This is a genomic window from Nesterenkonia sp. PF2B19 (genome assembly GCF_001758425.2).
In the GTDB taxonomy this organism is placed as follows: Bacteria; Actinomycetota; Actinomycetes; order Actinomycetales; family Micrococcaceae; genus Nesterenkonia; species Nesterenkonia aethiopica.
Genome location: NZ_MDSS02000044.1, coordinates 1 through 15416 on the forward strand (window position 1 = coordinate 1; position 15416 = coordinate 15416).

Below are 15416 nucleotides of genomic sequence, written 5' to 3' on the forward strand. Positions count from 1 at the left end.
GCGGCGCGCGCGGCGCGGCCTCGGCCGCGGCGCGCTGGACGGCGCCGAAGGACTCCTCCGGCGATCCAGGACCACCAGCGGGAGTCGGCGACGACGCGGAAGCCCCGCCGCCCTGCTGGCCGGGGCGGCCGGGCTGCCCGGGGCCGTCGGGGCGCTCGCCGGGGTGGGCGCCGTCGTGGTGTCCCTGGTGATTCATCAGCTGCTGTTCCTCATCGTTCGGCTCGTCGACCCGTCCGCGGCCACACTCCTGGGTCGGATCGCCCGCCTGGGTGGTGCGGTCCGGCCGCGACTGCGGATTCAGCCTAGCAACCGGGCACAGCGCAGACCGTCCTCCCGACGCCGTCCGTGGCCCCGTGGCGGTCACGATCCCGCAACGATGCCGTCACCCGCGCCACCGGCGCCCGCATCGAGCACCGCGGTCCCCACGCCGTTCTGCACCCGGAACGTGAGATCGCACCTCGAACGGTCACGGTGCGATCTCACATCAGGATCAGCGAGACGGCGATCATCGCCGGGATCGCCAGGATGGTGGTGACCAGCACGGTGTCGCGGGCGATCACCTCGCCGGACTCGTACCGGATGGCGCTGACCAGCACGTTCTGAGCGGTCGGCAGGGAGGCCATCACGACGGCGGCCAGCAGCTGGTGCCCCTCCAGCCCGAACGCGAAGGCGGCGAAGACCCAGGCCAGCGTCGGGTGCAGCAGCAGCTTCAGGCTGGAGGCCAGCAGGACGTCGCGGCGTCGCCCGGCCTTCTTGTCCAGCGGGCGGCTGCCCACCAGGGAGAGCCCGAAGGAGAGCAGCATCAGCGGGATGGAGGCCCCGGCGATCAGCTCCACGGATTCATGCATCGGGCCCGGCAGGTGCCAGTCCTGCCAGGAGAAGATCAGCCCCAGCACGGCGCCGATGATCATGGGATTCACCGCCGACTGGCCGAGGCTGCGCAGCGTGGAGGTGCGTCGGGCGGGCCGGACCTTGGTGGTGGTGCCCTGGTCCCGGGTCAGCCAGTCCATGGCGGTCACGTAGACCGGCGTGTAGAGGGCGAGCTGGAACATGATGATGGGGGCGGCGAAGGCCACGTCGCCCAGCACGTAGGCGGCGATGGGGAAGCCGAGGTTCGCCGAGTTCACCAGGGAGCCGCTCATCCCGCCGATCATCCGCTCCGAACCGGGCCGTCGCTTCAGCAGGAGCTTGGCCAGCAGCAGGTAGATCAGCAGGGTGGTGAAGGCGCCGAGGGCGGCGATGGCGAACTGCGGGCCCAGCACGTCGCGCAGGGAGGCGTCGGCGACGGTGAGGAACAGCAGGCAGGGCGAGGCGACGAAGAACGCCACCCGGCTGAGGACCACGCGCGCCTCCGGCGGAAGCAGTCCCAGCTTCCCGATGACGAAGCCCACACCGATGATGAGCCAGATGACGGAGAAGCCGGAGAAGACTGCCTCCATATCGCCCCCTGATCATCCTCGTGCCGACCGTCCGGTTCCGAGGATGACTCTACTCCTGCGGGCTCAGGCCATGCCGCACAGGGACGTCGGGTGACGCGAGCATGACATGAGCCCGCCGTCTCGTCCTGCCGGGGCGGACGACGACGGCGGGCTCATCAGGTCTGAGGGCCGGTGGGGCTCACTCTCCCTCGGTGGGGCTCAGGAAGTCCTCCCGGATCCGGTCCACACCTTCGGAGGAGATCTGGAAGCCGTGCTCCTGGCCGGCGTCGATGATGATGCCGGCGCCGGAGAGGGACTGCACGACCGCCACGCCCGGGGCGTCGACGGCGTGCGGGGCGTGCTCGGCGTACTCGGCCGGCACCACGTCGGTCCCCGAGAACAGGGCGATCAGCGGGTTGCCCTCGTTGTCCTGCAGGGTCAGCGGGTTCACCGAGGCGGTCTCCGGGGTGACCTCCTCGCTGCTGAGGAAGTAGACGGTGGAGGTCAGGAAGGCGCGGATGATCTCGCTGGGCTGGGCCTCACCGTCCTTACCGGCGATCAGCGTGTCGCGCAGGTCGGGCAGCTGCTCGCCGTCGGGGGTCTCGTCGGGGTTCTGGCGTCGGGGGTCTGAGGAGTCTCGCTCATCCGTCCACGCGATCATGTCCGCGCGCGGAATGCAAGGCCGCGCCTGTGACGTGGGGGACTGACATCTCGGAGCCGACATGTGCGCCGTGGGCGGCGGGCGCGCATGCCCGGGTGCGGTACCTTGGGCATCGTGCTGCTTTCAGACCGTGACATCCATGCAGAGCTCGACGCCGGCCGGATCCAGCTGGACCCGCTGGACGAGTCCATGATCCAGCCCTCCAGCGTCGACGTGCGCCTGGAGCGCATGTTCCGGCTGTTCGACAACCACAAATACGCCCACATCGATCCCTCGGTGGAGCAGACGGACCTGACCCGCCTGGTGGAGGTGGACCCCGAGGAGCCCTTCGTGCTGCACCCCGGGGAGTTCGTCCTCGGCGCCACCTATGAGGCCGTCACCCTGCCGGAGGACGTCGCCGCCCGGTTGGAGGGGAAGTCCTCACTGGGACGGCTGGGGCTGCTGACGCACTCCACCGCCGGATTCATCGACCCCGGGTTCTCCGGGCAGGTCACCCTGGAGCTGTCCAATATGGCCACGCTGCCCATCAAGCTGTGGCCGGGCTCGAAGATCGGGCAGCTGTGCTTCTTCCGTCTGACGTCTCCGGCCAGCCACGGCTACGGCAGCCAGAAGCACCAGTCGCGGTACCAGGGCCAGCGCGGCCCGACGGCGTCGCGGTCCCACGAGAGCTTCCACCGCACCATCATCGGCTGAGGGACCGACGCCGGACCTTCTCCAGGCCTCTGGCTCAGCTCATCCCCGCACGCGGTGTTCGCGCATCTTCGCCGGCCCGGTGGGGTTGCGCACCAGCAGCATCGCGGCCAGCCCCAGCACCAGGATCACCACGATCCCGAGGATGATCGCCTTGTCTCCGCCCTGCACATCGGTGTCCTCGGCCGAGGAGATCAGCAGCATCAGGGAGATCAGCGCCGGGGTGAGGAAGCTGACGCTGCGCCCGGCGGTGGCGTAGAGGCCGAAGAGCTCCGCGGCGCGGGCGGGCGGCGCGAGCCGAGCCAGGAACGCACGGGAGGACGCCTGCGCAGGGCCCACGAAGAACGTCAGGCCCAGTCCGAACACCCAGAACGCGGCGGTGGGCTCCAGGACGAACACCCCAAAGTCCCGCTCCACGTCGAGGAAGTACATCAGGCTCGCCAGGGTCACCAGCGCCATGACGCAGGTCATGATGACCGCCCGCGGCCCGAGCCGGTCGTCGAACCAGCCGCCGAGGAAAGCGCCCAGCGCGGCGACCACGTTGCCGGCGATGCCGAAGATCAGGATGTCTCCGGTGGTGAACCCGAAGACTGTGACCCCCAGGATCGCCCCATAGGTGAACACCGCGGAGAGCCCGTCCCGGTAGATGGCGGAGGCCAGCAGGAACCACAAGGTGTTGCGGTCCTCCTTCCAGAGCCCGACGATCACCCGGATCAGCCGCCGGTAGGACTCGGCGATCGAGACCTTCTCCTCGATGGTCTCGGCGTCGGCGGTCTTGACCTTGGTGAACAGCAGCGGCAGCGCCCACAGCAGGAACCAGGCCGCCGCGACGACGGCGACCATCCGGATGTTGATGGCCTCCTCGTCGCCGAGCCCGAACCAGTAGGGCGGATCCCCGGCGACCAGGCCGAAGTAGACGAGCGAGAGGATCGCGATGCCGCCCAGGTAGCCGGCGCCCCAGCCGATGCCCGAGACGCGGCCCATGCGGTCATGGTCGGAGATGTCGGTGATCATCGCGTTGTAGTTCAGGTTCGCGAACTCGTCGAACAGCGTCATGGTGGCCATCAGGGTCACACCCAGCACCAGGTATCCCTGGTCGGGCTTCACGAAGAAGCAGGAGGCCACCAGCGCCACCACGATCAGCGTGTTGATGATCAGCCACAGTCGACGGCGGCCGGCCTTGTCCGCGCGCTGGCCGATGACCGGCGCTGTCACGGCGATGATGCCGCCGGCGATCGCGTTGGCCGTGGTCAGGTACTGGGTGCCCTGCCCGCCGGGCCCGACGGCGTCAGCGATGTAGGTGCCGAAGACGAAGGTCACCATCACCGCACTCACGGTGGCGTTGCCCCAGCTCCAGAGGCTCCAGACAGCGATGATGCGCTTGTGCAGCGGCTGGCTCGCGGAGCTCGGGGCCGCGTCCACGGATGAGGTCATGGGCGCATCGTATCGTCGAGCAACCGTCACGTGGCATGGCTGGCAGGGTGCCGCTGGAGAAATCCCCGGCCGGCGCGGCCGCCGACGGCCGCATCCAGGCCGTGCGACGAGCGTCACCCCGGCCCGTCACCTACGCCTGTTAACATGGGACGACTCCTCCTCAGTGCGGCTGACGTGGAGCATTCCGCGCCGCACAGCCTGGTCCTCGACGAGAAAGGACACCTATGCTGCTGGTGCTCGCTGTGCTGTTCGCTGTGAGCCTCGCGGCGCCCTGGCTGTTCCGCCGCTTCGGACGGTCCTCCTTCCACATCCTCGCCGCCATCAGCGCACTGGCCATGGTGTGGGTGCTGACCCACCTCCCGCAGGTGCTCCGCGCCGATCAGGGGGCTCCCTCCGGGGCGCCGAACGCTCCGCCGTCGGAGATCACCGAGTGGATCCCGGAGCTGGGGGTGGAGATCGCTTTCCGGGTCGACGCGCTCGCGCTGATCATGTCCCTGCTGATCCTCGGGGTCGGTGCGTTGGTCCTGCTCTACTGCGCCCGCTACTTCCGATCCTCGGAGGCCTCCGCTGGGCCCTTTGCCGGCCAGCTCTTCGCCTTCGCCGCGGCGATGCTCGGCCTGGTGCTCAGCGACGACCTGGTGATGCTCTTCATCTTCTGGGAGCTCACCACCGTCCTGTCCTTTCTGCTGATCGGCTATTCGGCGCATCGCCTCCTGGCGCGCCGCTCAGCGATCCAGGCACTCATCGTGACCACCTTCGGTGGCCTGGCCATGCTGGTCGGGCTGTTGTGGCTGGGCGAGCTTGCCGGCAGCTACCGGCTCTCCGAGATCCTCGCCTCGGCCGACCAGCTGCACGGCACGGCGGTCGACGTCGCACTGTTCCTGATCCTCGTCGGCGCGCTCTCGAAGTCTGCGCTGGTGCCTTTCCACTTCTGGCTGCCGGCCGCGATGGCCGCTCCCACTCCGGTCTCGGCCTATCTGCACGCCGCCGCATGGTGAAGGCCGGGGTCTACCTGGTGGCCCGCATGGCCCCAGGTTTCCACGAGACCGCCTTGTGGATGCCCACAGTGCTCGGCGTCGGGTTGGCCACCATGCTGGTGGGAGCCTGGCGGGCGCTGCGGCAGACCGACATCAAACTCGTGCTGGCCTACGGAACCGTCTCCCAGCTGGGCTTCCTGGTGATGATCAACGGCCTGGGCACCGAGGATGCCGCCCTGGCTGGGCTGGCCATGCTGCTGGCCCACGGGCTTTTCAAAGCGGCCCTGTTCATGGTGGTCGGCATCATCGACCATGAGACCGGCACCCGCGACCTCACCCGCCTCTCCGGTCTGGGGCGCAGCCAGCGCGCGCTGTTCTGGATCTCCGCGGTCTCGGTCGCCTCCATGGCGGGACTGCCCCCGCTGTTCGGCTTCGTGGCCAAGGAGGTCGTCTTCGAATCCTTCTACGGCTACGCAGAGGTCCACCCGGGCTGGGGCTGGGTGGTTACGGTCGGCGTCGTCGTCGCGTCCGCGCTCACCGTGGCCTACTCGGCACGCTTCCTGTGGGGCGCCTTCGGCACGAAACGCCGAACCACCGGCGAACCGTTGGAGACCACGCCCTTCCACGCACCGGCCGGGGTCGTGTTCCTCGCCGCCCCGGCGCTACTGGCCGCCGCCACCGTGCTGCTGGCGCTGTGGCCGGCTCCGGTGCAGCGGCTCATCGATCCGTTCGTCTCACTCTTCCACCCAGTCTCGGAGGGCGCCCCCGGCACCTACCTGGCGCTGTGGCACGGCCTGACCCCGGTGCTGGGCCTCTCCGTGCTGGCCTGGGGCCTCGGGCTGGGGCTGTTCGCGGTGCGGGAGCGCTTCGGCCGCCTCCAGCAACGCACCCCCGCCGTGTTCGACGCCGAACGCGGCTACCGCTCCTCGGTGAAGCTGCTCGACGTCGTCGCTGTCTGGCTGACCTCGGTGACTCAGCGGGGATCCCTCGCCTGGTACCTGTTCATCATCATCGCGGTGGCCACCGGGTTGGTATCCGGGGTCCTGCTGTTCACCGCCCACCAGGTGCCGCAGAGCTGGATCATCGCCGAGCAGCCGCTGCAGCTGGTGCTCGCCGTGGTCATCGTCGCCGGTGCGATCGGTGCAGTCTGGGCGCCCAAGCGCTTCATGGCGGTGCTGATGGTCTCGCTGTGCGGCTACGGCATCGCCGGGCTGTTCGCCCTGCAAGGCGCCCCGGACCTCGCGCTGACCGTGCTGCTGGTGGAGTCCATCGTGCTGGTGGTCTTCGTCCTCGCGCTGCGCAACCTGCCGGCGGGGATCTGGACCCAGAATCCGGCACGGTTCAAGATCGGCCGTGTGGTGCTCGGCATCGGCTTCGGGTTGGCCATGATGGGCGCGCTCGCAGTCGGCATGGATTCGCGGGTGGCGGTGCCGATCTCCGAAGAGTTCCCCTGGATGGCCTACGAGGTCGGTCAGGGTGCCAACATCGTCAACGTCACGCTGGTGGACATCCGCGTCTGGGACACCTTCGGGGAGATCACTGTGCTGGCGGTCGCGGCCACGGGGGTGGCATCGCTGATCTTCGTCAAGCGCCGGGACGCCCGACGCCGCAGCCTCCACGAGGTGCCCACCGGCTCGGTGGGCCGGGTACTCAACGAGGACAACCTGACCCCGCGGCAGGCCAAGGAGATCCGGGTGGCCCGGAGCTTCTCCACCGTGGCCCGTGAGGCCTGGCTCGTGGCAGGACGCACGGTGGCCCCTGAACATCGCTCGATCATCTTCGAAGTGGTGACCCGGCTGATGTTCCACGCGATCATCCTGCTCTCGCTGTATCTGCTCCTGGCGGGGCACAACCTGCCCGGAGGAGGCTTCGCGGGCGGTCTGCTGGCGGGCCTGGCCCTGACTCTGCGCTACCTAGCCGGAGGGCGCTACGAGCTGGAGGCGGCAGTGCCGTTCAGCGCCTCCGCCCTGATGGGCTGGGGCTTGGCGCTGGCCTGCTCCACCGGGCTGGTGTCCCTGCTGGCGGGCGGGCACATCTTCCAATCCGCCATGCTGGACGTGGACCTGCCGGTGTTCGGCGAGCATCACGTCGGCTCGGCGATCATGTTCGACGTGGGCGTCTATCTGGTGGTGGTCGGACTGATCCTGGACATCCTGCGCAGCCTCGGCTCCGAGATCGACGTGCGCTCCGAGATGGAGAACCGAGCGGCCGAGCGGGGCGACCCCTACCACGGGCACGGGCTCCACTCCGAGACGACCTTGGGGGTGGCCCGGTGACGCTGAACCTGACTCTGCTGATCCTGATGGGCGTGATGTTCGCCGTCGGAATCTACCTGCTGTTGGAACGCTCGCTGACCCGCGTGCTGCTGGGCATCATCCTGATCTCCAACGGCGTGAACCTGCTGCTGCTGCAGACCGGCGGCCGGGCGGGGGACTCTCCGCTGGTGGTCGACGGCGACGTCGATGCCCCCTTCTTCGACCCGTTGCCGCAGGCGCTGCTGCTTACGGCGATCGTGATCGCCTTCGCCCTGGTCAGTCTCATGCTCGCGCTGATCTACCGGTCCTGGGTGCTCGCCCGTCAGGATGAGCTCTCCGATGACGAGGAGGACCGGCGGGTGGCCTCCCAGCCCATCTATGACCCGGAAGAGGACTCCGAAGTGCCCACCGAGACCACCGAGTTCGCGGTCGAGGACCTGGAGTCGTCCCGGCTGCTCAACCCGCGCACGGGTCGGGACGAGGACCTTCCGGTGGCCTCCGCGCACACACCTGAGGACGATGGCGACGGCCGCCCCGATCACGGGACGGGGCGCTGACCCATGCAGACCAACTTCGTGGAGCTGTTGCCCCTGGCGGTGCTCCTGCCGTTCTTCGGCGCCGGCCTCGCCTTCGCCTTCTTCCGGCAGCGGACCACCCAGCGGGCGATCACCATCGGCACGCTGGTACTTACCGTGGTCCTGGAGATCGCCCTGTTGGCGGAGACCTGGGACGGCGGCGCCCATGCGGTGCATCTGGCCGGGTGGCCCGCGCCGTTCGGCATCTCTATGGTGATCGACCGGTTCTCCGCCCTGATGCTGGTGGTCTCCTCGATCATCACCCTGGCGGTCTTGCTCTACGCGGTCGGCCAGGGCGCCGCGGAGGAGGGCGACGACGCCGGCCCGGTGTCGATCTTCTACCCCACCTACCTGATCCTAGTGGCCGGGGTGTCCAACGCGTTCCTCGCCGGGGACCTGTTCAACCTGTACGTCGGCTTCGAGATCTTCCTGACGGCGTCCTATGTGCTGCTGACCCTCGGGGGAGGGGAGTCTCGCATCCGGGCGGGGGTGACCTACGTGGTCGTCTCGGTCATCTCCTCGATGCTGTTCCTGATCACCATCGGTGTGGTGTATGCGGCCACCGGCACCGTGAACATGGCGGACCTGGCGCTGAAGCTGGGCGATCTGGACGGCGACATGCAGCTGCTGCTGCACGTGATGCTGCTGGTGCCTTCGGCATCAAGGCGGCGGTCTTCCCGCTGGCGTTCTGGCTGCCGGACTCCTACCCGACTGCCCCCGCCCCGGTGACGGCGGTCTTCGCAGGCCTGCTGACCAAGGTCGGCATCTATGCGATGATCCGCACCGAGACGCTGCTGTTCCCGGGGGAGCGGATCAACACCGCGTTGATGATCGTCGCGCTGCTGACGATGATCGTGGGCATCCTGGGTGCGCTGGCCCAGGGCGACATCAAACGGATGCTCTCCTTCACCCTGATAAGCCACATCGGCTATCTGGTGTTCGGACTCTCGCTGGTCTCGATTGTGGGCATGTCGGCCACCATCTACTACGTGGCCCACCACATCACCATCCAGACCACGCTGTTCCTGGTGACCGGACTGATCGAGCGCAGAGGCGGGTCCTCCAACGTGGATCGGCTGGGGAGTCTGGCGAAGATCTCTCCCGCTCTGGCCGTACTCTTCTTCATCCCGGCGATGAACCTCGCGGGGATCCCTCCGTTCTCCGGATTTATCGGCAAGCTGGGGATGATCCAGGGCGGGATCGCGGAGGGCACCTGGATCACCTGGACCCTGGTGGTCGGCTCTGTGGTGACCTCGTTGCTGACTCTGCTGGCCGTGGCACGGATCTGGGCGCGTGCGTTCTGGCGCAAGGCCGAGGACGCAGACTCCCCGGACCGGCTGCTGATGTCGAAGACGTTGGCGCACGCGCGGGCGGCGAACAAGCGGCTGCTGCCGATGTCGGTGGTGGCGCCGACCGCCCTGCTGGTGACGATGTCCTTGGCGTTCACCGTGTTCGCCGGGCCGCTGATGTCCTTCTCCCGTGCGGCCGCCCAGGACATGTACGAGCGCACCCCCTACCTTGAGGCGGTGCTGGGGGAGGAGCGCGTGGACGGGGTCCGCGAGGAGCTGGAGGACCTGGCCTCGCAGATACCTGACCTAGACACCGGCGACGGCGGCTCCGACGAGTTCGCCCCGGTGCGGACCTCTTTGGAGCCTGAAGACGAGTCGGCGCAGGAGGCTGATGACCGATGAAGCGACCCCGGACCCCGCTGCCGCTCGAGCTGCCGCTGATCGCCTTCCTCAGCTTTCTCTGGATGGCGATGTGGCAGGACTTCACCCTGGGCACTCTGATCGTCGGGGCCGTGCTGGGCACCGCCGTGGTGCGGCTGTTCTACCTGCCGCCGCTGCGCGGCTCGGGGCGGATCAACATCTGGTGGGTGCTGGTCTTCACGGTCCGTTTCCTGGCGAAGATGGTGGCCGCATCCTTCCAGGTGGCCTGGATCGCCGTCGTGCGCGGACCGAAGGTGCGCAACTCGATCATCTCGGTGCAGCTGCGCAGCCATGACGACTTCATCGTCACGGTGACAGGCCACGCGCTGGCACTGGTGCCCGGCTCGCTGGTGATCGATGTGGATCGCACCACGGCGACCCTGTACCTGCACTGCCTCAACGTCACCGACGACCACGACGCCGAGCGCATCCGGCAGGATGCCCTGCGCACTGAGGCACTGGTGCTCCGCAGCTGCGGGAACCGATCGGACCTGGCCGTGGTGAAGGCGGAGCGGCGGCTCGGGCGGGTCAGCGGATTCTCCAAGACGGAGCGTGACCGGCCGATCCCGGCGCACAGCGCCGCCCCGCCGACGACCGGTATGCCGTCCACACCGGGTGAGGAGGCCCGCTGATGCTCGAGCACGCCTACTGGATCACCCAGACTCTGCTGGCGGCGGCGGTGTTCTGCGCCGTCTACCGGGTGTTCCGCGGGCCGTCGGTGCTGGACCGGGTGATCAGTGTGGACGTCATCCTGATCATCGTCTCGTCGATGCTGATCACGGACATGGTGGCCCGGAACCATCAGGACTTCATCCTGTTCGTGATCGCCACCGCGGTCATCGGTTTCCTCGGGGCGGTGGCGATCGCCCGCTACGTGGCGGTGCGACGGCCGGAGGGTGCCGCCGGCGTCACCGAGCTGACTGGTCTGCTGCCCCGCGTCCCCGAGGACCCCGGCAGCGAGTCCGGCGGGTCGGCGGGTGCGCGACGACACGCCGACGGCCCCGTCGGCGGCGAGCCCGTCACGGATCAGCGGCTCGGAGGGTCCGGACCCGCACGGCGGATCCTTCGCCCCCGGCGGCCCCGGGGAGGATGAGGACCCGTCGACCTCGTGGTTCCGGGAGCTGAAGCGGTCGGGCTTCACCCCGCGCGCCCGCTCCCGCAGGGACGAGGACGGGCCGTCCGATCAGCGGAGCCGACCCGAGGACGGGGGAGAACGATGATGGGAATTCTGGATCCCGAGCTGCTGGACCAGGTCCTCGACGGCGTCGCCTCGGTGTTCCTGGTGGTCGGCGGGCTGATGTCCTTGGCGGCAGGGATCGGCATGGTCCGGTTCCCGGATCTCCATTCGCGCATGCACGCGGCCACGAAGCCCCAGGTGCTGGGCCTGCTGAGCCTGCTGATGGCCGCGGCGATCACCTGGCGCAGCTGGACCGGGGTGGTCCTGGTGCTGCTGGCGTGGGGGCTGCAGCTCCTCACCGCACCGGCCAGCGCCCATGTGGTGGGTCGGGCCGGGTATCGGACCAAACACTTCAAGGCGGGGCAGCTTGCTCAGGACGAGCTGGCCCGGGCGGTGGACCGGATCTCCCGGGGCCATGGGGCCCGGCGCGAAGTCCGCGACGAGTCGGACTGACCCGCCCAGCGGGTGCGGCGTGGTCGCCACGTGCCTCACCGCCCCATGACACACGTCGACGTTGAGACGTCGACCTGACACATCGAGGAGTCATCTTCCGGCAGATCCGATGGGCGATGAAGCGCGTCAGCAGCGCAGGACATGCCGGAATGTGACTCCTCGATGGGGGAGCCCGAGGGGCGGTCGGCTCAGACCTCGGCCTTGTCCGCGTAGGCCGCCTTGATCTTCTTCATGGATGCCTTGGCGCCGCGCTGGGAGAGCACCTGCACCCCGGCGGAGATGGCTGCCGAGGAGACGGCGAAGACCAGGGCCTTCTGCAGCGAGATGTCCTCGTCATCGGAACCACGGGGGGAGTCCTCGCCGGTGGCCTGCCTCCAGGCGAACTCGAAGGCCTTCGTGGCGACGAAACCTCCGGCCAGGGAGATCCCGGTGGTCAGCAGCTTGTCCATGATCTTGTCCATCAGCACTCCTGGTGGTGGGATGCGGGCTCGGCAGCACGTCGGCGCAGGTCCGGTGGACCCTGCTGCGGCAAGGGCGCCCGAGGACGCCCTGCACCGTCACCAGCCTAACCGGCAGGCGGCCCGGATGCGCTACTGTGGTGGACGTCATTCGAGACACGACAGGGGAGCGCTTCCCGGGCCTGCGGACGCGGGCACGGCACGGCGCTGAGAGTGGGCACACGGCCCAGACCCTCGAACCTGATCAGGACAACACCGGCACGACGCCGGGACAACGCCTGCGCAGGAAGTCGAGCTGTCCTCGGATGCCGGATCTGCACCTCGCGTGCCGCATCGCGACGACGGCGCCCCGCTGCCCGGCGGGCCGTCCGTCGCACCGCCGACGCCGAAGACCGCGGCATCGGGCCGCATGGGCCCGCGGTGGGCAGGACCGGCTCCCTCCCTGCGTGCTCGTGGTCCACGCTCGTCACACGAGGGAGCATCATGAGCAGCACTGAACAGACCGCCTCGCGCGGAACGCACGGCCCGGCGGCCGGCCAGTCCGCATCCGGGGCCCCCAGGACCTTCCGCTGGACGGTCTCGGAGATCGTCGTCGCCTCCACCCTGGCAGTGGCCTCCGGCGTCATCTTCTGGGGATGGAACCTGAGCTATCACGTCGTCGGGGGACTCTTCGCCGCCTACCCGCCGGCCGCCACCCTGGTGCACGGCATGTGGCTCTTCCCCGCGGTGCTGGGGATGCTGATCATCCGCAAGCCCGGCGCCGCCATCTACTGCGAGATGGTCGCCGCGGTCGTCTCGGCCCTGCTGGGCTCCCAGTGGGGTCTGACCGTGCTGTCCTCCGGCTTCGTGCAGGGCCTGGGCGCGGAGCTGATCTTCCTGGCGTTCCTCTACCGGCGCTACACCCTGGAGGTCGCGATGCTCGCCGGGGCCCTGTCCGGGTTCTTCGGCGGAGCGACCTACCACTGGATCATCCCCATGTACGCCTACGCGCCGCTGGAGACCTTCATCCACATCGGATGCTTCACGCTCTCCGGGGCGATCATCGCCGGCCTGCTGTCCTGGCTGGCCACCCGCGGGCTCGCGGCCACCTCGGTGCTGGGGCCGCTGGCCTCGCGCCGGGCGCATCAGGAGCCGGTGCTGCGCCGTCGTCGTGAGGCTGAGCTGATGAGGCCGGACCCCGCTCCCGCCCCCGACGCCCCTGTCCAGAGCCCTGCCGCGGGCGCCGGCGTCGACGTCCGCGGCTGGAGCTACCAGCATGCGGATCGCCCCGCCCCGGCGGTGGACGGGCTGGATCTGCGCCTGGAGCCCGGGGAGAAGGCCCTGCTGGTGGGCGCCTCGGGGGCTGGGAAGTCCACCCTGCTGCACGGCCTGGCCGGAGTGCTGCACGACGACGAGGCCGTCACCTCCGGCGAGCTGCTGGTCGACGGGCTCACCCCGCACCAGGCCCGCGGCGCGGTGGGGCTGATGCAGCAGGACCCGGAGGCCCAGGTGGTGCTCTCCCGCATGGGGGACGACGTCGCCTTCGCCCCGGAGAACCTGGCGGTGGCGCGGGCCGAGATCTGGGACCGTGTGCACCAGGTGCTGCAGGAGACGGGCCTGGCCGGAACCGCCGAGGAGACCCGCGACCTGCTCGACCACCCCACCGCTCGGCTCTCCGGCGGGCAGAAGCAGCGTCTCGCACTGGCCGGCATCCTGGCGATGCGACCGGGCCTGCTGCTGCTCGACGAGCCCACCGCCAACCTCGACCCGGAAGGAACCGACCGGGTGCGCGACGCCGTCGTCGAGGCCTGCCGCCGGCACGGCTCCACCCTGCTGGTGGTCGAGCATCGGCTGGCCACCTGGGTGGATCACGTGGACACGCTGATCGTCCTCGACGCCGCCGGCGGGGTGCGGCACCGGCTTCCGGCCGCCCGGATCCACGACGACGCCGACCTGCGTGCCGACCTCGTGCAGCTGGGCCTGTGGGTGCCCGGCCACGACCCGGTGCCGGAGACCACCTGGGGGACCGCGCTCCATCCCGCCGGGGCCGCGTCGCCTGCGCCGCTGCTCACCGGCGAGGAGCTCGCCGTCTCCCGGGAGAGGCCGCCCCGGCGGAGGTCGAACCGTCCGGCTCCGGTCCCGGTGCTCCACGGGGTGGACGTCGCGCTCCCGGCCGGACGTGCGCTGGGCATCACCGGCCGCAACGGCGCGGGCAAGTCCACGCTGCTGCTGAGCCTGGCGGGGCTGATCCCGGTCCATGGTGGCCGGCTCGTCGCCGCGGACCGGCTCAAAGGGGCCGACGGCGGTGAGCTCCCGGACGATCCGCATCGGTGGCGCTCTGCTGACCTCGTGGCCCGCATCGGCCTGGTCTTCCAGGAGCCTGAGCATCAGTTCGTCCGGCCCACGGTGCGTGAGGAGCTCGCCCTCGGTGCCCGCCAAGCCCGACGGCCCGGCGGCGACCAGCCGCTGTTCAGCGAGCATGAGGTCGAGCAGCGGGTTGATCGGCTTCTCGAGCGGCTGCGACTGACCGCGCTGGCTGAGGCGAACCCTTTCACGCTCTCGGGCGGGGAGAAGCGCAGGCTCTCGGTGGGCACGGTGCTCGCTGCAGGTCCGGAGGTGCTCATGCTGGACGAGCCGACCTTCGGCCAGGACGCCCACACGTTCGCCGCCCTGATCGGGCTGCTGCGTGAGCATCTGCGCGACGGCGGCACCGTGGTGGCGGTGACCCACGACGAGGCGTTCCTGCGGGCGCTGGAGGCCGAGGAGCTGCGCCTCGGGGAGCCGGGTGCGGGCGCCGTCTCCTCCTCCGCGGGGACCCGCAGCGCGGGAGCGGCCGCCCCGATGCTGACCGGGGTGCGATCGACGTCCTGGCTCGGCGGCTCGAATGCGCTGGCCAAACTATTCGCCGTGCTGCTCGTGACCGCCGCTCTGGTCTCCACGATGGACTGGGTCAGCTCGGCGGTGGTGATCGCCGCCAGCTTCCTGGTGCTGCCGTTGGCCGGGCTGCGACTGGGGCAGTTCCTGAGACGCATCTGGCCGTTCGCGGTGGGAGCGGTGGTGGCCGTCTGGGGGACCGCCATCGCGGCCGAGGAGTCCGGGGCGGTGCTGCTGGACTTCGGCGTCACCACCGTCAGCGAAGGATCCGTGGAGCTGGGGATCGCCATGGGGGCCCGAGCGCTCGCGGTGGTGCTGCCTTCGGTGATCGTCTTCTCCACCACGGACCCGACGGATCTGGCCGATGCGCTGGCCCAGCAGCTGCGGCTCCCGGCGCGCTTCGTGCTGGGTGCGCTGGCAGCGATGCGGCTGCTCGGCCTGTTGGCCCAGCACTGGGTGACCATCGGGCTCGCACGTCGGGCCCGGGGGATCGGCACGCAGGGCGGATTCGCCGGGAAGGTGCGCGCCACGTGCTCGCAGCGTTCGGGCTGCTGGTGCAGGCCATCCGGGTCGCCGTCCGGCTGGCGGTGACCATGGAGTCCCGCGGGTTCGGTGCGGGACCTCGTACGTGGGCACGGCCGGCGCGCTTCGGCGTCGTGGACGTCCCGGTGGTCCTCGGCGGTGCCCTGCTGGCGGGGGTCGCGCTGACGGCGGCGATTCTGAGCGGGGAATGGAACCCCGTGTGGTGACGGCGGG

At 69.7% G+C, this 15416-nt stretch carries 11 protein-coding genes and 3 pseudogenes; 9 read left to right on the forward strand and 5 right to left on the reverse strand.

What is annotated here, in order from left to right:
* The 3 genes and pseudogenes from BCY76_RS17640 to BCY76_RS12425 form a co-directional block, all read right to left on the reverse strand.
* A pseudogene (locus BCY76_RS17640) lies at positions 1-196 on the reverse strand (hypothetical protein); the annotation flags it as partial.
* A gap of 283 nt (positions 197-479) precedes the next feature.
* The gene (locus BCY76_RS12420) at positions 480-1439 is read right to left on the reverse strand and encodes an AEC family transporter (RefSeq protein ID WP_085437756.1); all 960 of its coding nucleotides are present in this window, start codon (positions 1437-1439) and stop codon (positions 480-482) included.
* A 178-nt stretch (positions 1440-1617) separates the two neighbouring features.
* Positions 1618-2079, reverse strand: a complete 462-nt coding sequence (locus BCY76_RS12425) for an SseB family protein (protein ID WP_070160243.1) — start codon at positions 2077-2079, stop codon at positions 1618-1620.
* A 114-nt stretch (positions 2080-2193) separates the two neighbouring features.
* Between BCY76_RS12425 and dcd the strand changes: the two genes are divergently transcribed.
* The gene (gene dcd, locus BCY76_RS12430) at positions 2194-2772 is read left to right on the forward strand and encodes a dCTP deaminase (protein ID WP_070160252.1); all 579 of its coding nucleotides are present in this window, start codon (positions 2194-2196) and stop codon (positions 2770-2772) included.
* A gap of 39 nt (positions 2773-2811) precedes the next feature.
* Here the strand turns inward: dcd and BCY76_RS12435 are convergent, their stop codons facing one another.
* Entirely contained in the window at positions 2812-4203 is a 1392-nt protein-coding gene (locus BCY76_RS12435) for an MFS transporter (protein ID WP_070160241.1), read from the reverse strand.
* Positions 4204-4427: 224 nt separating this feature from the next.
* On the opposite strand from BCY76_RS12435, the pseudogene BCY76_RS12440 reads away from it, so the two are divergent.
* The 6 genes and pseudogenes from BCY76_RS12440 (at position 4428) to mnhG (ending at position 11349) form a co-directional block, all read left to right on the forward strand.
* Positions 4428-7456: pseudogene (locus BCY76_RS12440) on the forward strand (Na+/H+ antiporter subunit A).
* Entirely contained in the window at positions 7453-7992 is a 540-nt protein-coding gene (locus tag BCY76_RS12445) for a Na(+)/H(+) antiporter subunit C (protein ID WP_070160239.1), read from the forward strand. The pseudogene BCY76_RS12440 and the gene BCY76_RS12445 overlap by 4 nt, the downstream one beginning before the upstream one ends.
* Before the next feature lie 3 nt (positions 7993-7995).
* A pseudogene (locus BCY76_RS12450) lies at positions 7996-9701 on the forward strand (Na+/H+ antiporter subunit D).
* On the forward strand, positions 9698-10351 hold the full coding sequence (locus BCY76_RS12455) for a Na+/H+ antiporter subunit E (RefSeq protein ID WP_083277506.1): 654 nt from the start codon (positions 9698-9700) through the stop codon (positions 10349-10351). Before BCY76_RS12450 ends, BCY76_RS12455 begins: the two are co-directional and overlap by 4 nt.
* A complete protein-coding gene (locus BCY76_RS12460; protein ID WP_085437757.1) occupies positions 10351-10812 on the forward strand; it encodes a monovalent cation/H+ antiporter complex subunit F in 462 nt (153 codons plus the stop codon). The genes BCY76_RS12455 and BCY76_RS12460 overlap by 1 nt, the downstream gene beginning before the upstream one ends.
* A gap of 123 nt (positions 10813-10935) precedes the next feature.
* Positions 10936-11349, forward strand: coding sequence for a monovalent cation/H(+) antiporter subunit G (gene mnhG, locus BCY76_RS12465; protein WP_237090132.1), 414 nt, complete (start codon positions 10936-10938; stop codon positions 11347-11349).
* A gap of 188 nt (positions 11350-11537) precedes the next feature.
* Here mnhG and BCY76_RS12470 read toward each other — a convergent pair whose 3' ends face one another.
* Positions 11538-11810, reverse strand: a complete 273-nt coding sequence (locus BCY76_RS12470; RefSeq protein ID WP_083277505.1) for a DUF4235 domain-containing protein — start codon at positions 11808-11810, stop codon at positions 11538-11540.
* 480 nt (positions 11811-12290) lie between these two features.
* Here BCY76_RS12470 and BCY76_RS19475 point away from each other — a divergent pair, with 480 nt between their 5' ends.
* Complete coding sequence (locus BCY76_RS19475) at positions 12291-15251, forward strand: ECF transporter S component (RefSeq protein WP_336582291.1); 2961 nt, start codon at positions 12291-12293, stop codon at positions 15249-15251.
* Positions 15191-15409: a hypothetical protein gene (locus BCY76_RS20490; protein WP_336582293.1), complete on the forward strand. Its 219-nt coding sequence runs from the start codon at positions 15191-15193 to the stop codon at positions 15407-15409. The genes BCY76_RS19475 and BCY76_RS20490 overlap by 61 nt, the downstream gene beginning before the upstream one ends.
* The last annotated feature ends 7 nt before the right edge of the window (positions 15410-15416 follow it).

Bases quoted from the DNA above. Each gene is read 5' to 3' on its own strand.
- BCY76_RS12420 (WP_085437756.1), bottom strand. From the start codon at position 1,439: ATGGAGGCAGTCTTCTCCGGCTTCTCCGTCATCTGGCTCATCATCGGT.
- BCY76_RS12425 (WP_070160243.1), bottom strand. From the start codon at position 2,079: ATGATCGCGTGGACGGATGAGCGAGACTCCTCAGACCCCCGACGCCAG.
- BCY76_RS12435 (WP_070160241.1), bottom strand. From the start codon at position 4,203: ATGACCTCATCCGTGGACGCGGCCCCGAGCTCCGCGAGCCAGCCGCTG.
- BCY76_RS12455 (WP_083277506.1), top strand. From the start codon at position 9,698: ATGAAGCGACCCCGGACCCCGCTGCCGCTCGAGCTGCCGCTGATCGCC.
- BCY76_RS12460 (WP_085437757.1), top strand. From the start codon at position 10,351: ATGCTCGAGCACGCCTACTGGATCACCCAGACTCTGCTGGCGGCGGCG.
- mnhG (WP_237090132.1), top strand. From the start codon at position 10,936: ATGATGGGAATTCTGGATCCCGAGCTGCTGGACCAGGTCCTCGACGGC.
- BCY76_RS12470 (WP_083277505.1), bottom strand. From the start codon at position 11,810: ATGGACAAGATCATGGACAAGCTGCTGACCACCGGGATCTCCCTGGCC.
- BCY76_RS19475 (WP_336582291.1), top strand. From the start codon at position 12,291: ATGAGCAGCACTGAACAGACCGCCTCGCGCGGAACGCACGGCCCGGCG.